This is a genomic window from Candidatus Njordibacter sp. Uisw_058 (genome assembly GCF_047730065.1).
Taxonomy (GTDB): domain Bacteria; phylum Pseudomonadota; class Gammaproteobacteria; order Pseudomonadales; family Balneatricaceae; genus Njordibacter.
The window spans coordinates 2880587-2904744 of the sequence record NZ_CP159829.1 but is presented as its reverse complement, the minus strand read 5'-3'; the positions used below and the strand labels follow the sequence as shown (position 1 = coordinate 2904744).

General features: G+C 41.8%; 15 protein-coding genes. 9 read left to right on the top strand and 6 right to left on the bottom strand.

The window, feature by feature from the left end:
* Positions 1-21: 21 nt before the first annotated feature.
* The 5 genes from ABXT59_RS13600 to ABXT59_RS13580 form a co-directional block, all read right to left on the bottom strand.
* Positions 22-2877: a tetratricopeptide repeat protein gene (locus ABXT59_RS13600; protein ID WP_443636752.1), complete on the bottom strand. Its 2856-nt coding sequence runs from the start codon at positions 2875-2877 to the stop codon at positions 22-24.
* A gap of 1118 nt (positions 2878-3995) precedes the next feature.
* Entirely contained in the window at positions 3996-4898 is a 903-nt protein-coding gene (locus ABXT59_RS13595; RefSeq protein WP_443636751.1) for an FkbM family methyltransferase, read from the bottom strand.
* 673 nt (positions 4899-5571) lie between these two features.
* Positions 5572-5937, bottom strand: a complete 366-nt coding sequence (locus ABXT59_RS13590; RefSeq protein ID WP_443636750.1) for a hypothetical protein — start codon at positions 5935-5937, stop codon at positions 5572-5574.
* Positions 5938-6411: 474 nt separating this feature from the next.
* Complete coding sequence (locus ABXT59_RS13585) at positions 6412-9363, bottom strand: tetratricopeptide repeat protein (protein ID WP_443636749.1); 2952 nt, start codon at positions 9361-9363, stop codon at positions 6412-6414.
* 554 nt (positions 9364-9917) lie between these two features.
* Complete coding sequence (locus ABXT59_RS13580) at positions 9918-12872, bottom strand: tetratricopeptide repeat protein (protein WP_443636748.1); 2955 nt, start codon at positions 12870-12872, stop codon at positions 9918-9920.
* Between the two features lie 1731 nt (positions 12873-14603).
* On the opposite strand from ABXT59_RS13580, the gene ABXT59_RS13575 reads away from it, so the two are divergent.
* The 9 genes from ABXT59_RS13575 to ABXT59_RS13535 all read left to right on the top strand — a co-directional run bounded on the left by ABXT59_RS13575 (position 14604) and on the right by ABXT59_RS13535 (position 22149).
* Complete coding sequence (locus tag ABXT59_RS13575; RefSeq protein WP_443636747.1) at positions 14604-15077, top strand: Na+/H+ antiporter subunit E; 474 nt, start codon at positions 14604-14606, stop codon at positions 15075-15077.
* Positions 15074-15367 carry a monovalent cation/H+ antiporter complex subunit F gene (locus ABXT59_RS13570; RefSeq protein ID WP_443636746.1) on the top strand — a complete coding sequence of 98 codons (294 nt, stop codon included), beginning with the start codon at positions 15074-15076 and terminating at the stop codon, positions 15365-15367. The genes ABXT59_RS13575 and ABXT59_RS13570 overlap by 4 nt, the downstream gene beginning before the upstream one ends.
* Positions 15367-15726, top strand: a complete 360-nt coding sequence (gene mnhG / locus ABXT59_RS13565) for a monovalent cation/H(+) antiporter subunit G (protein ID WP_443636745.1) — start codon at positions 15367-15369, stop codon at positions 15724-15726. The genes ABXT59_RS13570 and mnhG overlap by 1 nt, the downstream gene beginning before the upstream one ends.
* A 26-nt stretch (positions 15727-15752) precedes the next feature.
* Positions 15753-16724: a Na(+)/H(+) antiporter subunit B gene (locus tag ABXT59_RS13560; protein ID WP_443636743.1), complete on the top strand. Its 972-nt coding sequence runs from the start codon at positions 15753-15755 to the stop codon at positions 16722-16724.
* On the top strand, positions 16721-17095 hold the full coding sequence (locus tag ABXT59_RS13555; RefSeq protein ID WP_443636742.1) for a cation:proton antiporter subunit C: 375 nt from the start codon (positions 16721-16723) through the stop codon (positions 17093-17095). The genes ABXT59_RS13560 and ABXT59_RS13555 overlap by 4 nt, the downstream gene beginning before the upstream one ends.
* A complete protein-coding gene (locus tag ABXT59_RS13550; protein ID WP_443636741.1) occupies positions 17089-18576 on the top strand; it encodes a monovalent cation/H+ antiporter subunit D family protein in 1488 nt (495 codons plus the stop codon). The genes ABXT59_RS13555 and ABXT59_RS13550 overlap by 7 nt, the downstream gene beginning before the upstream one ends.
* Positions 18573-20081, top strand: a complete 1509-nt coding sequence (locus tag ABXT59_RS13545) for a monovalent cation/H+ antiporter subunit D family protein (RefSeq protein WP_443636740.1) — start codon at positions 18573-18575, stop codon at positions 20079-20081. The genes ABXT59_RS13550 and ABXT59_RS13545 overlap by 4 nt, the downstream gene beginning before the upstream one ends.
* Before the next feature lie 138 nt (positions 20082-20219).
* Positions 20220-20471: a hypothetical protein gene (locus ABXT59_RS13540; protein WP_443636739.1), complete on the top strand. Its 252-nt coding sequence runs from the start codon at positions 20220-20222 to the stop codon at positions 20469-20471.
* Complete coding sequence (locus tag ABXT59_RS13535; RefSeq protein WP_443636737.1) at positions 20458-22149, top strand: Na(+)/H(+) antiporter subunit D; 1692 nt, start codon at positions 20458-20460, stop codon at positions 22147-22149. Before ABXT59_RS13540 ends, ABXT59_RS13535 begins: the two co-directional genes overlap by 14 nt.
* 86 nt (positions 22150-22235) lie before the next feature.
* Here the strand turns inward: ABXT59_RS13535 and ABXT59_RS13530 are convergent, their stop codons facing one another.
* Positions 22236-24101 carry a sigma-54-dependent Fis family transcriptional regulator gene (locus tag ABXT59_RS13530; protein ID WP_443636736.1) on the bottom strand — a complete coding sequence of 622 codons (1866 nt, stop codon included), beginning with the start codon at positions 24099-24101 and terminating at the stop codon, positions 22236-22238.
* Between the last annotated feature and the right edge of the window lie 57 nt (positions 24102-24158).

Genomic DNA, 24158 nt, shown 5'->3' with positions numbered 1-24158 from the left:
CTGTTGGCTCCTTAAATGCAACTAAGTAACCTTCTGACACCAAAATTGATACATTCCAACAAAGGAATGTGGATTGTCCTTTTCATATAAGTCCCATTTATCGAGATCATAAGGATCATCTGGTCCAGTATTAGTTAGCTTGAAATCCCCAACGATTTTATCTGATTCAAAACCACAGAACTTCAAGCCTAGTTCAGACAGGCAGTCTTTTATTTGACATATCGTAAACCGATGTTCTTGAACGTGGAAAAGAAGGTCTCGAAATGTACTCAAACTATAAAGGTCTCCAGAAGTTAGTATTCGCTCATAATGCGCTTTATCTGAGTTGATCGCTTCGGTTCTGAATAACTTCATGGCATTATCACTTGATCCGATGCCTGATTGGCTGATTTCTTCTCGTATCTTTACAATGTGCTGCCTAGCTAATTCGCTATACAGTCCTATATTCATAAGACCGCCTGGTTCTATGCAATCGGTCAAAACTCGCCACCCAGCCATAGGATCATCCATGTGGTGCAACACACCAACACTTTCAATAATGTCAAATTTCTTATCAAGCTTGTTAAGACTTAAAATATCAGCTTGCATGTAATCAATGTTTTGCAAGCCCAGTTCTTCTGTCTTTCGTTTAGCATAGGCTAAGCTGGATAGACTTAGGTCAATGGCAAGCACGTTGCAGTCCTTAAACCTTGATGCCACAACAATTGAATGCCGGCCAGTGCCGCAGCCAGCTATTAAAATATTTGGAGCTGGTCTATCATTTGCTGCATTATCAAAGATCCTCAGATTCAATTCTTTAACTAGTTGAGTTGTGGTTTTAGGACGTAAAGATAATCCTAAATTAACCCATCTAGGATATGGGTTTGCTTCATATTGCTCCCTTACTTTTGACGATACCTTATCAGTGATTTCTTGCAATATTGGGATATTAGCTTTCAGGCGACTTTCTTCTTTAGGTTCTTGAACTTGCCTTACAAAAACTTCTTCAATGTCAGTGTTTATAGTGAGCGCATCACACCATTCATATTCATGCAGAGCTTTGTAACTAGCTAAACATAAAATGGAATGTGGACTTGGCTGTTGATCATTTGAAAGCTTTTTCTCTATCACAACTTCCAGCGCTTTAAGTAATTCAGACTCTTTATCGGTCTGATTGTAGATATACTCATTGGTAAAACATTGGAGGGCTAATGCTGATTGGAAACGCAATATTCCTGGAGAGATGGAAATTTCATCTACAGAAGACAATAAAGCCAATCTTATGTCCACTAGAATGGCTTCTAACTCAAGATCAGCAATAGGACAAACACTCATTAATTTCGACAGGAGTGGCAATTCAGCAAAAGTTGATGTCATTTCCTGAAGCGACTGCCTTAGTGTGCCTATAGAATGCTTTTCTAAAAGCTCTTTTAAAGTAGGCTCTAATTTTAAAAGACTAATTGCTGCTGGTGCAATGGTATAAGGCATGCAGGGTGTTCTTTGATCAAGTAACGAGATTATTATTTCCATCAAACCAGAGATTGGTTTAGTAAATGCAATCCCCTTCAGAGCAACACCCATATTGCTATAAGCCTGAGCATAGTCAGGCCTGATCTTTAAAGCCTTTATATAGCAGTCTATAGCAGCCTTTAGATCACCTTTAGTCCTCAGAGCAGCACCCAAATTATTATAGGCATCAGCATAGTCAGGCTTGATCTTTAAAGCCTTTTTGTAGCTGTCTATGGCAGCCTCTAGATCACCCTTATCCTGCAGGGTAACCCCCATATTGCTATAGGCCTCAGCAAAGTCAGGCTTAATCTTGACGGCGTGTGTGTAGTTTTTTAAGGCTGCTTCTAAATTACCTAAATATTGATGATATCGCCCCAAATTTTCAAAGTGCTTTTCGTTGCTAGGATCAGATTTAGCCATATTAGATAGAAGTGATATTGCCTGTTCAAAATTGTTGAGCTCTGCATTTAAAGAAATCACTAGATCCCAAATCTGTTTCATATGTGGCTTAAGTCTATGTGCCGTTTCCAAATCAGAGAGAGCCCCTAATTTATCTTTTTGGGTTAGCTTAATAAGGCCCCTATTTATTAATGCTTCAGCGTAATCTGGGTTGAGTGAGATCGCTTTATCTAAATATAAGAGGCTCTGATCAATCTCCTTATTGACCCTTAAGCAAGCTCCAATTACTCCCATACCCTCAACATTTTCTGGAAATATTTCCATTGTTTTTCTTGCAACAACCAGGGCATCAGACATCTTGTTATTTTGCATAAGCAACCTGACATCATTTAATCCTACTGAAACAGCATGAGGATCAATTTCTTTAGCCTTACCCAGATAAAAAGATACGTTTTCTAGATCATCGTTCAACAAATAACAATGTGCCAATAACGATAACAGTTCAGCACTACCCGAAAACTCAGAAAGACAGTTAGTTAAGAGTTTAATCGCAGTTGCGAACTCACCATTTTCCCTATAAATGATGGCTTTTTTTATGAGTTGAGCTGCTTCTAGAGATGTACTAGTCCCTTTATTGAAGTTCAGTTTCGCTCCTCGCTGATTAAATGCTTCGCCGCTAGCTCCTTTCTTCTTAGCTTGATCAAATACAGTTTTCGCATCAGTTATTCGATCTAGTTTTATTAAAGCATCAATGTAGCTTAGCCAGTATTGACCTATGCTGGGATTAGCTTCTAGGGCTGTTTTAAAGAATGGTAATGCCTCTTGGGCCTTACCAACACCAGCGGCCAACACACCCATGTTGTGATTAGAATCAGGGTGTTTAGGCTGTGCCTTAAGTATGGCTGTATAGAGGCGGTCTGCTTCTTGAACTTGTCCAGCTTTATGGGCTTCTATAGCTTTCTGAAGAGCTTCGTCTAATGTCAGTTCCATGAATCATTCCGTGATGTATTCTAGGTATAAGAATATCATTAGGGTCCATTTATGTGAACACTTTGTTTAAGTGCAAGCACCTTCAGCACCGCACTTAAACAAAGCAGTTAACTAATTACTTAGATATCTTTATAGATAGTTGATAACACTTAAATACTCCTTACTTACCATACACCCACTTCAGATATCACATAGGTAATAGGGTACTTGTAACACTTAGCAACCTTCTATTAACTAACGTGTTTACCTCCAATGCAGCTCGTACTCCAACCATAACCAACACCTCAAATGCAGCCATATACGAAACCAAGGCACATACATTTACCGAAAGTGGTTTACAGTTGGAGTGCCTAATCTGTCGCACTTTACATGAATAATAACGTACGCCACCCCTATGCCCCTGCACCCCCCCTAAATTAGACCTGTGGCTACCTGAGGTGCTATTCAGCGTCAGATGACTAACCTTTTGAATCGTAGCATTGGTCATTTGAAGTGTCCCCACAGGCTCTGTTAGAGGCATTATATGAGGTGTTCAGTGGAGGCTTTAGTGGAGGTTTTTACGTGAGAAGTTGCTGGTGTTTGGCCTCAAATGGAGAGTTCCAAAAGTGCACTCAAGACTTACATACATTTAATGCCTTGTTGACCAGCTGGAAAGCCTATTGTATGGTCTAAGTGGCCTACAATTCAGGTGATATGGTTCTGGTGTAAGGAAGTGACTTTGAAATCTCACTGTCTCCGGGCACCATTAATACCTTACTTTCCCACTTATATATGCACACTCGTTCGGACTTCGTCCTCACTCAAACATGAGTGCACCCATACTTCTGTAAGCGTTTCACTAGCTTTGCTCCTTGTGGCTGATCATGTCACCCAAAGTGCTACACGGGAGATGTTTAGGATGGTGTTGTCGAAACTGTAGTTGTTTTCAACAAGATATTTGTACCAAAGGCATGGCGTTTTTTACTTCCAACGGGATGTTCCTGTGAATCTGAGGCACCTTTAACCAAATAAGAAAGTTGCATTTAGTCTTCGCGCTAGATTATTGTCCCTGAACTCAACATCCTGATCACCGATCGTGTCGTTGAGGCACGGCTAATCCTAATTAGTTTTACAAGCTTCTACGTAGGGGGAAATCTTTTGCTTTTTTTGAGACTGCTGTGGAAGAAACGAATAAATATCTCCCTCAATTTAGATGATTGAGCTTTATCTTTTGCTATTACAATATCTGATTCTCCAGGATTCAAAAAACGGCATCTTTCCAGTTCATCGAAAACTTTAGTACCCATTTTTCTTTGAAATGTAGGTAGATTTTCATTCGCTACAGCATAATAATCCCAATAAAATCTATCTACAACGTTATCCCATTGCTCGGCATCAAAGGAATTTCCAAATAAATCACATAAGGTGTAATCTAAGCTCTCAAACAACTCAAACAATGTTGTTCTACTATAACCATAGGCAGTATAGGAGGAAAGTCCATATTCCACAGAAAGAATAGGTTTGAATTTTTTTAGGATATGTTTGGCCCCTTTGATTATATCAATTTCACCACCTTCAGCATCAACCTTAATATAGTCAATGCGCTGCACGTCCAGGTTTAAATCATCAAGTCGGCGCATAGGCACAATAGTTTTCTCTAACTCTTTCAATGCAGGATCATTATAAATCCGTTCTTTTATACCTGACTCTTCTGGGGACTTATGATTAATAACAAATTCCGTCTCACCATTTACTGAAGCTAGCGCAAACGGGAATACTTTCACATTTTCACTTGCCGAGAAGCGGCTAGATAGAAACTTATTTTGTTCTGGTAATGGCTCAAAAATTCTAATTTGGTCACAGTGGATTCCGTAAATAAAAATAGCCGCGTGGCGCCCCACATGTCCCCCAACATCAAGAACAGTAGATCCGCTGTCTAGAAACTGTCGATAGCCGTTTTCAAGAACCATTTCCCAGTCATACTCAAGGGGGCTGGCAGATGTTCTTTCAAACTCGATAATAACATCCAAGGGTAACGGCATTTTATAATCCATGTTTGTAGAAGTATCAATCCAGATTGATACGTTTGGCCAACATATTATCATAATCGAAATTTGAAATTATCGAAAGGCTGATACATTTAGCTTGGGCTGCCGTTGGAAGAATCCATGAACGGATACTAAATTAAACATTTCCCAAGTAGAACCTTGGGTGACATGATCAGCCACAAGGAACAAAGCTAGTGAAACGCTTACAGAAGTATGGGTGCACTCATGTTTGAGTGAGGACGAAGTCCGAACGAGTGTGCATATATAAGTGGGAAAGTAAGGTATTAATGGTGCCCGGAGACAGCCAGTCTTACAGTTCCTTTCCTTTGAGTGGCACTAAAACCCTTTGTTCTGGAAGCCTCTTAACCATACTGCTAGCTTTCAAAGCTGTCAATCTTGTTTGAAACTACTGCAGAAACCACTACAGTAAAAAGCTTGGCCATTTAAGGCTTTTCAGCTGAACACAATCTTCAAAATTTATCGTTATAAAACAACAATTTGCAGCGTTAGTCAAATTAGTTACCTTGGCTAATTTGACTAATAACCCAAGAGCTCTATAGCTCTAAGATGTCCAACACAATCTGATAAACCTCTACCCTATTATTCAAATCATACTGCCAACTAAGGGGCTAAAAGGTCATTTTCCTAGCCCCAATTAGGGATTGAGTTACATCCATACTTCTAATAGCTGTGTTGCCGCCATAGCTAAAAAACATAGGCTATAAATAGTCTTCCACATCGCGAAGGGTGCTTTTTTCCCATGTTGCCCAGAGTGACTTGCCGAATCTTGGTCGTCCATATCAGCAATCCACGCTTTGAACTGATCCATCGTATTCATTGCAGACAAAAAAACATATAAAAATGTACTAATAATAACCGCTGAGAGAGCTAGTTGTGGTGCGTCAGTCGTTGCTATTATGTACAAGGTTACCAAACTTGAGATCAGGCCTATAGCAGTGGTGGCTGCCAAATCTCTACCAAGTGATCCTGCAAAAATTGCACGTGTATTTCTATCTAATGCTAGGTTTTCCATTTGACTGTTCCTATAGTTCTGCGTGGGATTAAAATATTAATATTAGTGATTTACTATATTCCCCTAAATAATTTAAAGCCAGTCCGTTTTGTCTTCAGTGAATAGGACTCCCAGACCTTTAAGGACTCCTCCTGCCTTCATGTATCTTACCCATCCACTTCCAGTACCCCACCATATTCCATAACACAATAAACAGCCCCACACCCCTGAATACGTAACCCCATCTGAGGTAAACATAGTAAATGTGGTTACAGGTGAGGCACCTAATCTGTGTAACTCCACATGAATAATAACGCCCCTATGGGTGGTGGCGCTCGCCTACCCCTTAAAGTCAGCCTATGAATGCCTGTTGATTACATTACTGCAGCAGTCTATATAACCCCAGTTTATAGGGGCGCTATTAGTAATGGCCAGTGTGGCAGTTTAGATTTTTAAAGGTGTAAACCAGCTATTCTGTTGGCTCCTTAAATGCAACTAAGTAACCTTTTGACACCAAAATTGATACATATTAGCAAATAAATATGGATTGGCTTTTTCATAGGAAATCCATTTATCTAAATCGTAAAGATCATCTGTACCAGAATTTGTTAGCTTGAAACCCCTAACTATTTCTTCTGTTTCAAAACCACAGAATTGTAATCCTAGTTTGGACAGGCAGTCTTGTATTTGAGGTATGGTAAACCGATGTTCTTGAACATGGAAAAGAAGGTCTCGTAACGTACTCAAGCTATTAAAGTCAACAGACGTTCGTGTCCGCTTATGATGCTCTTTATCTGAGTTGATCACGTCACTTCTGAATGACCTCATGGCATCAACACCTGACCCGAAGCCTGACTGATTAATTTCTTCCCGCATCCTTACAATATCCCGCCTACCTAATTCGCTATATAATCCAACTCTCATTAGACCACCAGACTTTAAACAATTTTTTAATACTCCCCAACCAGCCATAGGTTCATCCATGTGGTGCAGAACACCAGAACATTCGATGATGTCAAATTTCTTATCAAGCTTGCCTAAATTTAAAATATCAGCTTGCATGTAATCTATGTTTTGTAAGCCCAGTTCTTCTGTCTTTCGTTTTGCATAGGCTAAGCTGGATAGACTTAGGTCAACGGCAAGAACTTTAGAATTTTTAAATGTTAATGCTGTGCCTATTGAATGCTGCCCAGTTCCGCAACCAGCTAATAAAATATCAGGTGCTGCGATATCATATCCCAAATTAACGGCAAGCTTTAACTTCATTATTTTAACTAGTTTAGGTATGGTTTTAGAATGAAAAGGTAATTCTAAATTAACCCATCTTGGATAAGGGTTTTCTTCATATTGATCCCTTACTTTTGACGATACCTTATCAGTGATTTCTTGCAATATTGGGATATTAGCTTTCAGGCGACTTTCTTCTTTAGGTTCTTGAACTTGGCGTACAAAAACTTCTTCAATGTCAGTGTTTACAGTGAGCGCATCACACCATTCATATTCATGCAGAGCTTTGTAACTAGCTAAACATAAAATGGAATGTGGACTTGGCTGTTGCCCGTATGAAAGTGTCTTCTCAACAACATTTTTTAACACGTCAAGTAACTCAGTCTCTTTATTAGTCTGAGTATAAATATACTCATTAGTAAAACATTGAAGGGCTAATGCTGATTGGAAGCGCAGTATTGTTGGAGAAATGAGAGTTTCATCTAAGGAAGACAATAAATCCAATCTAATGTTGACTAAAACCCTTTCTAACTCAAGGTCACCAATAGGACAAACACTCATTAATTTCAACAGAAGTGGCAATTTAGCAAGAGTTAAAATAGTTTCCTGAAGTGACTGACTTAGATTGCCTAAAGAATTCTTTTCTAAAAGTTCTTTTAAAATCGGCTCTAATTTTAAAAGACTAATGGCTGCCTGGTCAATGTCTCTAGGCCTACAGGAAGTTTTTTGATCAAGTAACGATACTATTATTTTCATCAAACCAGGGTTTGGTTTATTAAATACAACCCCCTTCAGAGCAGCACCAAAATTGTTATAGGCCTCAGCATAGTCAGGCTTAATCTTTAATGCCTGTTGGTAGCTGTCTATTGCGCCCTTTAGGTCACCCTTATCCTTCAGGGCATTACCCATATTGGAATAGGCTTCTGCAAAATAAGGGTTAATTTTTAGAGCCTGTTTGTAGCTGTCTATTGCGCCCTTTAGGTCGCCTTTATCCTTCATGGCAATACCCATATTATTATAAGCACCAGGATAATCAGGCTTAATTTTGATGGCATTTTTGTAGCAGTCTATAGCTGCTTCTAGATCACCCTTATCCTTTAGTGCATTAGCCATATTCGAATAGGCTTCTGCAAAATAAGGGTTAATTTTTAAAGCCTGTTTGTAGTTCTCTATGGCGGTCTCTGCGTCACCCTTATGCAGGGCAGCACCTATATTATTATAGGCCTCAGCATAATTAGGCTTAATCTTTAGAGCCTGTTTGTAGCTGTCTATGGCGGCCGCTAAGTCACCCTTATCCCGCTGGGCATTACCTATATTGTTATAGGCCTCAGCACAATTAGGCTTAATCTTTAAAGCCTTATTGTAGCTGTCTATGGCGTCATCTAGGTCTCCCTTATCCTGCAGGGCATTACCCATGTTGTAATAGGCATCAGCATAATCTGGCTTGATCTTTAGAGTCTGTTTGTAGCTGTCTATAGCAGCCTCTAGGTCGCCCTTATCCTTTAAGGCAATACCCATGTTGTTATAAGCCTCCGCATAATCAGGCTTAATCCTAGTAGCCTGTTTGTAGCTGCCGATGGCAGCCTCACGATCACCCTTATCTTTCAGGGCATTACCTATATTGTAGTAGGCATCGGCATAATCAGGCTTAGTTTTTAAAGCTTGTTTGTAGCTGTCTATGGCAGCATCAAGTTGACCCAATCGTGCATTAGCAGCGCCTTGAATATTATACAGAGTCAATGAGTTAGGAAACTGCGACAGCAATTGTTTGGCACTGTCCAAAGTTTGTTGCAGTTGTCCTTGCTGGTAGAGGCTAATCAAAGTATCTAATTGGTCTTGTGCTGGGTCTATAGAAACTCCATTTGGCACATTAAGCCTTTGTTCCAACTGGTCAAAAGCCTCCCCTTTAGCACCCATGCCCTTAGCTTGATCAAGCACAGTTTGTGCATCAACCATTCGGTCTAACTTAATCAAAGCATCAATGTAGCTTAACCAGTATTGACCTATGCTGGGATTAGCTTCTAAGGCTGTTTTAAAGAACGGCAGTGCCTCTTGGACCTTACCAACACCAACAGCTAACACTCCCATGTTGTGATTAGCATCAGGATGTTTTGGCTGTGCCTGAAGCATGGCTGTATAAAGGCGGTCTGCTTCTTGAATCTGCCCAGCCTTATGGGCTTCTATAGCTTTCTGAAGGGCCTCGTCTAATGTCAGTTCCATGAATCAATCCGTGATGTATTTGTTAGTTCAAGAATATCATTAGAGTGCATCTATTTGAACACTTTGTTTAAGTACAAGCACTTTCAGCACCACACTTAAACAAAGCAGTTAACTAATTACTTAGATATCTTTATAAATAGTTAATAACACTTAAATACTCCTTACTTACCATACACCCACTTCAGATATTGCACAGGTAATAGGGTACTTTAAACGTTTGAGTATCTTCGAATATACCCTACGTGTTTCTCCTTTATTCCCACACAACCAACCCACCCAATATTACTGAATACGTAATCCCATCTGAGGTAAACATAGTAAATGTGGTTTACAGGTGAGACACCTAATCTGTCGCACTGCACATGAATAATAAAGCCCCTATGGGTGGTGGCCCTCGCCTACCCCTTAAAGTAAGCCTATGAATGCCTGTTGATTACATTACTGCAACAGTCTATATAACCCCAGTTTATAGGGGTTCTATTAGTAATGGCCAGTGTGGCAGTTTAGATTTTTAAAGGTGTAAACCTGCTATTCCGTTGGCTCCTTAAATGCAACTAATTAACCTTCTGACACCAAAATTGATACATTCCAGCAAAGGAATTCGGATTATCTTTTTCATATAAGTCCCATTTATCTAAATCGTAAGGATCATCTGTCCCAGTATTCGTTAGCTTGAACCCTCGAACTATTTCATCTGATTCAAATCCACAAAATTTTAAGCCTAGTTCGGTCAGGCAATCTTTTATTTCAGGTATCGTAAACCGATGTTCTTGTACATGGAAAAGAAGGTCTCTTAACTCGCTAAGACTGTAAAAGTCATTAGATGATCGTATATTTTTGTGATGTTGTTCGTTAGAATTAATTATATTACTTCTAAATAACTTCATGGCTTCATCACTTGAGCCCATACCTGATTGGTTTATTTCTTCTCGTATCTTTACAATAACCTGCCTAGCTGATTCGCTATATAATCCAATTCTCATTAGGCCGCCTGATCCTAGACAATCAGTCAAAACTCGCCACCCAGCCATAGGGTCATCCATATGGTGTAACACACCAGTACTTTCGATGATGTCAAATTTCTTATCGAACTTGCCTAAGTCCAAAAGATCAGCTTGCATGTAATCTATGTTTTGTAAGCCCAGTTCTTCTGTCTTTCGTTTAGCATAGGCTAAGCTAGATAGACTCAGGTCGATAGCAAGCACGTTGCTATCCTTAAACCTAGATGCTGATCCTATTGAATGTTGACCAGTACCGCAGCCAGCTATCGAAATATTCGGAGCTGGTCTATCGTTTGCTGCATTATCAAAGATCCTCAGATTCAATTCTTTAATTAGTTCAGCTGTGGTTTTAGGACGTAAAGATAGTCCTAAATTAACCCATCTAGGGTAAGGATTTTCTTCGTATTGGTCCCTTACTTTCGACGATACATTATCAGTGATTTCTTGCAAAATTGGGATATTAGCTTCCAGGCGACCTTCTTCTTTTGGTTCTAGAATTTGCCTTAAAAAAACCTCTTCAATATTAGTGTTCACAGTAAGTAAATCACACCATTCAAACTCAATAAGAGCTTGATAGCTTGCTAAACATAAGACGGATTGTGGACTTGGCTGTTGCCCGTTTGAAAGTGCCTTCTCAACAACATTTTTTAGCACGTCAAGTAACTCAGTCTCTTTATCAGTCTGAGTATAAATATACTCATTAGTAAAACATTGAAGGGCTAATGCTGATTGGAAGCGCAGTATTGTTGGAGAGATGAAGATTTGATCTACGGAAGACAATAAAGCCAATCTAATATTGACTAAAACCCTTTCTAACTCAAGGTCAGCAATAGGACAAACACTCATTAATTTCAACAGAAGTGGCAATTCAGCAAGAGTTGAAATAGTTTCCTGAACTGACTGACTTACAGTGCCTAAAGAATTCTTTTCTAAAAGTTCTTTTAAAATAGGTTCTATTTTTAAAAGACTAATGGCTGCCTCTGCAATGTCTCTAGGCCTACAGGAAGTTCTTTTATCAAGTAACGATACTATTATTTCCATCAAACCAGAGTTTGGTTTATTGAATACAATTCCCTTAAGTGCATTGCCCATATTATTATAGGCATCAGCATAGTCAGACTTGATCTTTAGAGCCTTTTGGTAGCTGTCTATTGCGGCCTGTTGGTCACCCTGATTCTGCAGCACAGCACCCATATTATTATAGGCCTCAGCATAGTCAGGGTTAATCTTTAGAGCCTGTTGGTAGCTGTCTATTGCGGCCTGTACGTCACCCTGATCTTGCAGTACAGCACCCATATTATTATAGGCCTCAGCAAAATCAGGTTTGATCTTTAAAGCCTTGTGGTAGCTGTCTATAGCAGCCTCTAGATCACCCTTACCCTGTAGGGAAGCACTCATGTTGTAATAAACATCAGCAAAGTCAGGTTTGATCTTTAAAGCATATTTGTAGCTGTTTATTGCGGCCTCTAGGTCACCCTGAGCATTCAGGGCGTTACCAATATGATAATAGACTTCAGCATTATCTGGCTTAATTTTTAGAGCCTGTTTAAAGTTGTCCATGGCGGCATTTAGATCACCCTTATCCTGCATGGCAATACCCATGTTGTAATAAGCATCAGCATAATTAGGCTTTATCTTTAGAGCCTGTTTGTAGCTGTCTATAGCGGCCTCAAGGTCACCCTTATCCTTCAGAGCATTACCTATATTATTATAGGCCTGAGCATAATTAGGCTTAATTTTTAGAGCCTGTTTATAGCTGTCTATGGCAGCCTCAAGATCATCCTTATCCCTCAGTGCAATACCCATATTGTAATAAGCATCAGCATAATCAGGCCTGATCTTTACGGCCTGTTTGTAACTGTCTATAGCAGCTTCTAGGTCACCCTTATCCTTCAGGGTAATACCTATATTATTATAGGCCTCAGCATAGTCAGGATTAATCTTTAGGGCCTGTTTGTAGCTTTCTATGGCAGCATCAAGTTGACCCAATTGTGCATTAGCAGCGCCTTGAATATTATACAGAGTCAATGAGTCAGGAAACTGCGACAGCAATTGTTTGGCACTGTCCAAAGTTTGTTGCAGTTGTCCTTGCTGGTAGAGGCTAATCAAAGTATCTAATTGGTCTTGTGCTGGGTCTATAGAAACTCCATTTGGCACATTAAGCCTTTGTTCCAACTGGTCAAAAGCCTCCCCTTTAGCACCCATGCCCTTAGCTTGATCAAGCACAGTTTGTGCATCAACCATTCGGTCTAACTTAATCAAAGCATCAATGTAGCTTAACCAGTATTGACCTATGCTGGGATTAGCTTCTAAGGCTGTTTTAAAGAACGGCAGTGCCTCTTGGACCTTACCAACACCAACAGCTAACACTCCCATGTTGTGATTAGCATCAGGATGTTTTGGCTGTGCCTGAAGCATGGCTGTATAAAGGCGGTCTGCTTCTTGAATCTGCCCAGCCTTATGGGCTTCTATAGCTTTCTGAAGGGCCTCGTCTAATGTCAGTTCCATGAATCAATCCGTGATGTATTTGTTAGTTCAAGAATATCATTAGAGTGCATCTATTTGAACACTTTGTTTAAGTACAAGCACTTTCAGCACCACACTTAAACAAAGCAGTTAACTAATTACTTAGATATCTTTATAAATAGTTAATAACACTTAAATACTCCTTACTTACCATACACCCACTTCAGATATTGCACAGGTAATAGGGTACTTTAAACGTTTGAGTATCTTCGAATATACCCTACGTGTTTCTCCTTTATTCCCACACAACCAACCCACCCAATATTACTGAATACGTAATCCCATCTGAGGTAAACATAGTAAATGTGGTTTACAGGTGAGACACCTAATCTGTCGCACTGCACATGAATAATAAAGCCCCTATGGGTGGTGGCCCATGCACCCTCCCTAAAGTATGCCTGTGTGTTCCTGAGGTACTATTCAGCGTCAGATGACTAACCTTTTAAGGCGTAGCATTAGTCATTTGAAGTGTCCTCACAGGCTCTGTTAGAAGCCTTAAATGGGATCCTTCAGTGGTAGTTTAGGTGGTTGTTTTGAGTGCAAAGTTGCTGGTGTTTTCCTTAAGTGAAGGGTTGCCCGTGATGGTGTAAATAACTGTGAGCCAAACTGATGTACATTCGGAACGTATTGACGAACCTACACTGCCCGAAGTATGGTTGAGAGACGTTGAAATAGCGTGTTATAGCTCAGTGCTAAGAAGATGAACCGCTTCAGATACACTCCTGGCGCGCCATTTAAATCAAGCATTTAACTTTTTTTCCACAAACTAGCTTTTCTCAATCTGGCTTCCCATTGGGATTCAGTTTAGCAAAGCCTCCTGCCGATATATCCGACACAAAGGGACGTTCTAGCGGTTGCTTAGAGGTTGAATATCCGGCTTGTTGAGCGAAAGGTTGACCAACGAAATTTGGGGAAACCTCGAGGTCAAATTAGAGCCAGTAGTTGGGCTGTCCTGGTGATTCGGTTATTAGTCACAGAGTTGAGAGCCCTAGGCAGCATTTCTGATGTCTGCTTAATTCTTACTATGACTTCCATTTAGGGCTGACACGTATTAGATCAAGCTGCCTGCGTTTAGCCCATTGAGTAAGCATAAGGTGGGTCGTAAACCCAATAAAGAATCCAGCGACACAAGCTATCGTAGTAATCATAAGAACTCCAATGTTAGCACAGGGATATGAGATAAAAAGACCAACCAAGTTTTAAAAAACTAAGAGGCCGAAGCCGAGCAATCTTTAAAACTGCTCTCATTGCCTAAGCTATCAGCAACAGTGTTAGCGTTCAATAAAACTTACATAGACTTTACAGTTGTCTTGCTCGTTTTAGAAAACGATTGAATGGCTAGAAAAATGGCTTGGTAATTCCACCCATTCCCTAATCACACCAGACCTCTGTAATGGCCTCACCAACTTTAGCATGTCGAATAGATAAGCTATCTCAGATTACGTTATCTGATGATGGGTTAGTTGGGCGATAGCATTCTAAGTTTTCAAAATTACCTGTATAATTTCGACGTTAATGATGGAGTTATATTAAATTTGAACGATGAGTCGGCTATTTTTTTGAAGCGGCAAGGGCTGAAATGGCCTGTCGCTAATAAACTGAAAAGTGATCATTGAAGTGAGTTTATTTAACCTCGAATATGTGATGGGTCGTTTCATTTTATGAGATGCCTATCTATGGCTTGTTTACTGAACGACGGAGCGAGTAGTAACTATGCGTCATAAAATAAACCTTTCCATTCTGCTAGCATTATTTTGGCTGCTGAACTCTGGGCACTACAGTAATCTGATGCTTTTCTTAGGTGTGCTTTCTATCGCTGTGGTTATCTTTATTGCTCATCGTATGGATTTAGTGGACCACGAGTCGCAGTCTATGGGCTTGTCTCTAGCATTTACAAAGTACGGCTTATGGTTGTCAAAGGAAATCATAGTCGCCAATGTGGCTGTTGTTAAGCATATCTGGCTTGGCAATAAGACCATTTCCCCCACCATGTCCAAGGTTAAGGCGAGCCAAACAACAGACGTGGGTAAAGTCATCTACGCCAATTCAATTACCTTAACACCAGGCACTGTCAGTTTAGGGCTGGTGGGTGATGAAATAACGGTACACGCGCTCATTCGAGAAAATATCGAAGCCCTAGAGTCTGGAGATATGGATCGACGGGTGAGTCAATTGGAGAAGTCATGATAATTGCAGCCACTTTGGCTATTCTGGTAGTGATGGTGTTAGCCATCATCCGGGGCGTGATGGGCCCTAGTCTCTATGACCGCATTCTAGCCATGAATATGTTTGGCACTAAAACTGTATTACTGATTTCTCTTTTGGGCTTTGTGATGGGGCGGCCTGAATTCCTAGACATAGCGATGGTTTATGCCCTTATAAACTTTATTAGTGTGATCGGTGTGTTGCGATTATTTGAGGCCTTTACTGCCAAGCATAATGGCAAAGTCGTTGAGCCTGCACAGAGAGACTTATAATGGATACACTGCTTAATCTAGCCAGTTCTTTTTGCCTGTTATTGGGGAGTTTTTTGTGTCTATCAGGTGGTGTAGGCATTTTGCGCTTTCCTGACTTTTATACGCGCATGCACGCCGCTGGAGTATCGGACACCCTTGCTGCGGCTATGATCCTCATTGGCCTAATGCTGCAGATTCCTGAAACGTTGGTGATTATAAAGCTCATCATCATCCTCTTAATGACCCTATTTATTAGCCCTTCAGCAAGTCATGCTCTAGGCCGAGCTGCCTTGCTAAATAATTTAACACCAGTCGTCGCTGGAGATAAAAACTATGCTGAACAGACCACTGAAGTAGGAGATAACCCATCGAAATCTTAATCGATATTGTCTTACTAACGCTTTTAGTGGGCATTGCCATTGCCATTAACCAAATCAAAGATATGTTTGCTGTCGTTATGCTGGCGGGTATTTATGGACTTGTCTCTGCCAGTTTTTTTGTGACTTTGGATGCGGTTGATGTTGCGTTTACTGAAGCCTCTGTGGGCGCAGGTATTTCCACCTTATTAATGTTAACCACTGTGGCCATGACTGGCCGCACAGAGCATGAGGCGAGTCATAAGCCAATGCTGGCTTTGTTTGTGGTCATGGTGACGGGTGGTCTACTCATTTATGGCACCTTTGATATGCCGTATTTTGGATCTGTTGATGCCCCTGTTCAGAACCATGTTGGTCCTCGTTATATTTTATATTCCATGCAGGAAATCGGTGTGCCTAATATGGTGACATCGGTTCTGGCAAGTTATAGAGGCTTTGATACCTTTGGTGAGGTCACGGTTATATTCACAGCGGGTATTGGGGTGTTAGCCCTATTGTCGGTCGTGCGGCGGCCAGAGGATGATACTGCCATTGAAGCTATTAATGATTCTATGCATGAGAAACATCTGATTTTACGAGTGGTCATAAAAACCTTAATCCCATTTATTCTACTGTATGCATTTTATGTGCAATTTCATGGTGATTTTGGCCCCGGTGGTGGCTTCCAAGCAGGGGTTATATTTGCTGCAGGCATTATTTTATATGCCATGTTGTTTGGACTTAGCGTAGCACGCCGCGTTATTAGACAACCCTTGGTGCAGCTATTATCCGCCGTTGGGGTGTTGATCTATGGCAGTGTGGGCGTGGTATCGATGCTCAATGGCGGCAGTTTTTTGGATTATGATGTGTTGTCTGCCGACCCCATTGCGGGGCAGCACTTAGGCATTCTCTTAATTGAGCTGGGCGTAGGCGTTACGGTGGCGTCAGTTATGATTATGATCTTCTTTAGTTTCGCTGGACGCAGTGAATATCAACAGGCGAAAAAAGGTGAGTCCCTATGAGCATGATACTGGGCCTTTATAACTATTGGATTGTGATTGTGTTGATGATGATTGGCTTTTACATCATCATCGCCCATGGCCACCTCATCAAAAAAATTGTGGGGCTGAACATTTTTCAGACGTCGGTCTTTATTTTTTACATCAGCCTGGGAAAGGTTGAGGGTGGTACTGCGCCGATCTGGCAAGAAAGCATCACGCTCTACTCAAACCCATTGCCTCATGTGCTCATTCTTACGGCAATCGTGGTCGGTATAGCAACCACTGCATTGGGGCTTGCCTTAACCATTAGGCTTAAAGAAGCCTATGGCACCATTGATGAAGATGAAATCCAAGCTATGGACAATCAAGACAAGGAGTCTCAGTCGTGTTAGCGCACCTCCCCATATTACAAGTCATTGTGCCGCTCATGGCGGCCCCTGCCTGCTTGATTTTAAGAAGGCCACAACTGGTGTGGATGTTTACGCTACTAGCCAGTGCGATCGCATTTATTATTAGTATTCTTTTGCTGCAGCAAGTCATGCAGACGGGCACTATTAGTTATGAACTAGGCGGTTGGAGCCCACCATGGGGTATCGAATATCGCATTGATAAGCTGAATGCCTTTATTGCCCTTATTATTTCTGGAGTCAGCACTGTGGTGCTGGTGGCTGCCCAAACCAGCATAGAAAAAGAAATTCCCCAAGAAAAGCACACGCTATTTTATATTCTCTACCTACTATCTTTAACGGGTATGCTGGGCATCGTGACTACTGGCGACGCCTTTAACGTATTTGTGTTCCTAGAAATTTCATCTTTGTCTGCATATTCCTTAATCGCGTTGGGTCGAGATAGACGTGCCCTGTGGGCCTCTTTTCAATATCTGATTATGGGCACCATAGGTGCAACTTTTATTCTTATCGGTATCGGTCTCATGTATCAAATGACCGGCACCCTAAATATGGCTGACCTTGCCACTCGCTTACCTGAAGTTGCAGAGACGCGCACAGTGACCACCGCTTATGTGTTTTTTATCGTGGGTGTGTGCCTAAAGTTAGCTCTATTTCCTCTGCATTTATGGCTGCCCAATGCCTACGCACATGCACCATCAATCGTCACTGCATTTTTTGCCGCAACCTCGACCAAGGTGGCCGCATATTTGCTGATTCGCTTTACCTTTTCAATTTTTGGGGTGTCGTTTTCCTTTACCACCTTGCCTATGGAAATGGTATTTTTAACATTGGGTTTGTTAGGTATCTTTGTGGCCTCTACCGTGGCTATTTATCAAGATAATATAAAGCATGTGTTTGCTTACTCTAGTGTGGCGCAGATTGGTTACATGATTGTGGGCTTCAGCATGTCCACTAACGCGGGCTTAAGTGCCATGCTGTTGCATGTGTTTAATCATGCACTGATGAAGGGAGCTTTATTTCTGGCCTTAGGTGCAGTGATGTTGCGTGTGGGTAGTACCCAGTTGAAAGATTTTCAGGGTTTAGGGCGTCAAATGCCATTAACAATGGCAGCCATTGTTGTGGGTGGCTTAAGCCTCATAGGTGTGCCTCTAACTGTGGGCTTTGTGAGTAAATGGTATTTAGTGGTGGCGGCCCTTGAAAAGGGCTGGTGGCCCGTGGCGGGTCTGGTTTTACTGGCGTCTTTATTAGCCGTCGTCTACGTTTGGCGTATTGTCGAGACGGCCTATTTTAAAGCACCTATAGCACCTATAGCAGGTAAGGAGCAGGTCAAAGAAGCGCCTATGGCCTTTTTGCTACCCGTTTGGATGCTTGTTAGTGCTAACGTCTACTTTGGCCTTGATACGCGCCTCAGTGTGGAAGTTGCCACTGCTGCAGCGCAGAGCTTATTTGGGGTTGCCCCATGAATTTATCCCTAGCCACATTGCTGCAGTTCTGTATCCTTTTACCGATCTTTGCAACCCTGGGTATTGTGGCGTTAAGACGCCATCAAAACTTAAGAGAAGCGGTTAGTGTTGGTACCAGTGTGCTGGTGTTTTATGCAGTGGTTACTATTTATCTAGGTGTCGATGCTGGTGAAACTATCACTGTCCATTGGCTACAAGTTTTACCTGGATTGAGTGTAAGTTTTTCTGTAGAACCATTGGGGGTGATATTTTCATTGATTGCAAGCTTTCTGTGGTTTGTGACTATCATCTATTCCATTGGTTATATGCGTGGCCATAATGAAGACCATCAAACACGGTTTTTTTGTTGCTTTGCCATTGCCATAGGTAGTGTCATGGGAGTTGCCTTTGCAGATAACTTGTTTACCCTGTTTATCTTTTATGAGGTACTCACACTCTCCACCTATCCTCTTGTTACTCACTCGGGCACAGAGGGTGCAAAAAAGGGTGGGCGAACATATCTTGGTATTTTACTTGGCACCTCTGTAGCATTTTTTCTATTTGCAATTGTTGGTACATGGGTGGTTGCTGGTAGGCTAGATTTCACTCCAGGTGGCGTATTTCCAGCAGAAGCAAACACGACTTTGCTAGGTATAATTTTAGTCCTATTTATTTTTGGCATTGGTAAGGCTGCCATTATGCCTTTCCATCGGTGGCTGCCGGCTGCCATGGTCGCACCAACCCCCGTCAGTGCCTTACTGCATGCAGTGGCTGTAGTTAAGGCGGGTGTTTTCACCGTAATGAAAGTCGGTGTGTTTATTTTTGGCCTCGATTTATTAGTCGTTTTGCCCACTACGCAGTTTTTACTATACCTAGCTGGCGCTTCAGTATTGCTTGCCTCATTCGTTGCTATGCGACAGGACAATTTAAAAGCAAGGCTGGCTTACTCAACAGTTAGCCAGTTGGGCTATATTACTATTGGTGTACTCCTAGCCACATCATCAGGCGTTATTGCAAGTTCAATGAATATCGCAATGCATGCCTTTGGAAAAATTACTTTATTCTTTTGTGCTGGTGCAATTTTGGTTGCTGCACATAAAAGTAACATCAGTGAAATGCGAGGTCTGGGCAGGCAAATGCCTTTTACTATGGTGGCGTTCTTTATTGGTAGTCTGAGCATTATCGGCTTGCCTCCCACAGGTGGAACATGGAGCAAGTGGTACTTGTTAATGGCTACATTAGAAACTGAACAATTAATCATTATGGCCATCCTAATGCTCAGTTCACTACTCAATATTGCTTATTTGATGCCCATACCTTTTCACGCTTTTTTCTCTAACATTCCAGCTAAAAATGAGCATGGAGAGTCTGCTGCCAAAGTTCAAATAAAAGAAGCGCCTATGGCTTCATTAATCGCAATAGGTATTGCAGCCTTGGGTTGTTTGGTCTTGTTTATCTACCCCAACCCTCTTCACGAATTGGCTTCTGCTATTTTAGAACCCCAGCAATTGACTCATGGAAACTAACCAAATGACTCAGTGTCCAGATATTCAGAACGATAAAAAATCAACGTCAATAGTATTTTCACTTGCATCTGATCCTTGCCGTTTATTAACAAGAATTGTGTACGGCCTTCTCTTAAAAACCCAGAGTGGAGAAAAAGTATGAATGAACAAGAGAAGCATTGGCTCGTTAGAGAAAAGACCATACGCTTACTTTGGCGAGGTGGTATTGCTATATTATTTTTGCTCGTCATGGCTGATTTTTTTATTCATGCTCACCCTTACTTTCAGATCGATGGCACGTTTGGCTTCTTTTCCTGGTTTGCGCTTGTGACCTGTATCAGCATGGTACTTTTTGCTAAGGCACTTGGTCTACTTTTAAAGCGCAAGGACACCTATTATGACAATGAGTGACTTCCCACCAGGCCTGGTGCTAATTATTGGTGCATTCTTACTTCCGATCATAGGTCAAAGACTAAGGCCTATGCTTACACTAGGGCTGCCGTTGTTAACGCTTTACCTAGTATGGAGTTTGCCAAACGGCACTTTCTCTACTCTCCCTCTGTTAGATTATAATCTTGCCTTTGTTCAAAGTGATTCAATAAGCCGCCTCTTCGCCACTGTTTTTTCTATAATGACATTTGGTGGAAGCTTGTTTGCACTCAAGCAAAAGCGAGTATTGGAATTGGTTTCAGTATTTGTCTATGCGGGCAGCGCCATTGGCGTCGTCTTTGCTGGAGACCTAATAAGCCTGTTTATTTTTTGGGAAATAATGGCTGTTGCGTCAACAGTCGTTGTTCTTTCGGCGGGTGGCAAACGTTCTTATCAAATCTCAATGCGATATTTCTTCGTCCACGTTTTCGGTGGGACACTATTATTGATAGGCATTTTGTCACATATTGTAGATACTGGCTCGACTGCATTTACTGCCATGGAACCTAATACATTCGGTACCATTTTTATACTCATGGGCTTCCTTATTAACGCTGCTGCACCCCCTTTATCAGCATGGTTATCTGATGCCTATCCGGAAGCTTCTTTTAGTGGCGCAGTATTCCTTTCGGCTTTTACCACTAAAGCCGCTGTATATGTTTTGCTACGTGGTTTCCCTGGCACTGAAGTGCTAATTTTTATCGGCGTATTCATGATATTTTATGGCATTATTTATGCCCTGCTAGAAAATGACATGCGCAGAATTCTCGCTTACAGCATCGTAAATCAAGTGGGCTTTATGGTGACTGGCGTGGGAATTGGTACGGAAATGGCGTTGAACGGTGTTGCTGCACACGCATTCACACACATCATCTACAAGGGCTTGTTGCTCATGTCGGCTGGATCCGTTCTTTACATGACGGGCAGGCGCAAGTGCACTGACTTAGGAGGCCTATTTCAGAGTATGCCACTGACAGCCTTTTGCAGTATTATTGGTGCACTGTCGATTTCCTCATTCCCATTGACCTCAGGATTTATCAGTAAGTCTATGATCAGTCAAGCGGCTGCAGATGAAAGTCTAACTTTCGTCTGGTTTATGCTAATGGCTGCATCAGCTGGGGTCTTCCTTCACGCTGGAATCAAATTCCCCTGGTTTGTATTTTTCCAAAAAGATTCAGGTTTGCGTCCCTCAGATCCTCCTTGGAGTATGAGATTAGCAATGATCCTGTTTGCAAGTATTTGTATCGGTCTTGGAATTTGGCCAGAATATTTATATGCAATGTTACCTTACGAGGTCACTTATGTGCCTTATACTGTGACTCACGTTGTGCAGATGTTGCAGCTGTTGTTATTCTCAGGTTTTGCTTTTTTTATTATGCTTCCTTTGATGAAACGAACACTCACTATTACTCTGGATTTTGATTGGACTTATCGACGTTTTTTCCGTTTATTATTAGGTCGTTTGTTTGCCACTATTTGGAAGATCGATGGCATGATGCGTCGCAGTTTTCTGGCCAAATTAGATTCAGGTTTAAACTATCTAGCGCAAAGGCATGAAGGTCCAAGCAGTTTACTTTCCCGTGATCACCCTGCAGGTAGCATGGTTCTTTGGGTTGCGGTTCTGCTTGCCATCTACTTGCTCATGAGTTTTCTGCGCTGAGCACCTTGTTAGGGCGCTCTGAGATTTAAAGTTTGGAGCAGTTGGGTCTGTGACGGTTATGAGAAGCAGCGTCTATGGCGTCAGCCTTAGTCAATGGAGTGAGCGTAAACCGTATTGCGCGCCACCCCAAGTTGTCTTGCAGCGAGGGCAACATTGCCTGTACATTCGCGAATCATTTTCCGAATTTCGAGGCATTGCACTTCCTTAGCCATTTGGCCAGTGCAACGAGGGCAGGCGACGATATCAAATTCATGATGCCCTAAAATTCGAGTGACACCCTCAGCGCGTATAATACCCTCATGATGCTGAGAGGCAAGGGTGCGCGAACTCCAATCTAAATCAGATAAGTTATCAATGCTAGAGCTTTTCCTCAGTGCGTCAATGGCGCAGTTTGATAAGGCATGCTGAGGTGAAATTGACCCTAGCATCGCATTGCAAACATGCTGAAAATCAGATCGGTGATTTAGTTTGGGCAAGAACAGTGAGAATCCTGAAAGACGTTTTATTAGAGGTCCAAGTGGCCCTTTTGAAGTAGCCTTAACTTCATCTGTATGAGCACTGCTAAGGATGACCCACTCGCCATCACCCAACAGTGGGTTACGTCTTTGCATGACTCGATTCAATAATGTGTTGAGCATGGGAGCAATGTCAGGGGGCAACTGATCAATTCTGTCTAGGTAAAGGGTGCCGCCTTTATTGAGGTCAATTTTATCAGGAGCCAGATCACCAGATTCAGACTTGGATTTCATTTGTGCAATTAGTTGGCTCTCAACTGAAGTCACATCTACTGTTGAGCAATCAACCATGATAAAGCTTTGACTTGCATGCAACTGCTCATGCATTTCTTCAGCAATGGTATTCTTGCCTGTGCCCTTTTCTCCCAAGATCATCACAGAAAGACCTTGCTGAGCTGATTTTTTGCCTAATCTGAGATTATGCCTAAGGGCTTCATCCTTGAAAATGCGTCCTGTCGTTGAGTTTTCAGTTGCTTGGCGTAAGTGATAAATTGGATCAGCCGGCAAAAAAAACTGTGTTTTTGAAAGTGAGGCTTTAACACTATGTGTGAGTCTGAGGCGGGCAAAATACCCAGAATGCAGCCAGTCTTTAATCTGTACCACTTCACCCTTACAAATGCGCCCAATGAGGGAGCGGAACTGGCCCATAAATACGTCTTCAAACTTGGGCGTGCTCGTCAGTTTTAGGCCTGTTAAAAGCTCACTTGTGCGGCGGTTAGCGCCGGTAATCTCACCATCCTGATTAAAGGCAATCATGGCCACATTCTGGGTTTGGAGGTATTCTTGCCGCGGATGAAATTGGATAATATGGTGACCACGATGATCGTCTACGAACAGTCGGTTTTCTACATTTTGGGCTGCTAAATTTACCAAAGCTAGGGTGTGGTATTGGCGTACAGTGACCTCTGAAGAGGCATCGATCAAACCGATTAATTCACCACCACTGTCAAATATAGGTGCTGACAAGCATGACACTCTACCTTCGTTAGAAAAAAAGTGTTCTGGACCAGTGACATTGCAGGGTACCCCACTGTGCAGAGCTAGTCCGAGGGCATTGGTACCACGGATTTCCTCACTCCAAATAGATCCAGGAATGATGCTCTTACCACAATTTGACTGACTAAACTCGTTATCCACAATGCGATCTAGGATGACACCATCGCTGTCAGCAAAAGCTAATAAGAAATTAGGCCCAGCAATTTGTGCGCTGAGTAGCTCTAGCTCAGGTCGAGCTAAACGCATAACAAGATCTAACTTATCACGGCGTTGTTGCAGGTCTGTGTGAGATACTACACACTCCTCTGGTTTGCTGACGGGGTCTAGGCCAAGCCTTACGCAGCGTTTCCAGCTATCGGCAATAGGCGATGGCATGGCGCCATAAGCGAATTTGCCATTCAGCTCGAGGCCTTTGCGCGCTTTTTCAAATGCTGTTTGCAAAATAATCTCCCAATTAGCCCAATAATATGCCAATTAATGCGCCATAAATAAAGGAAA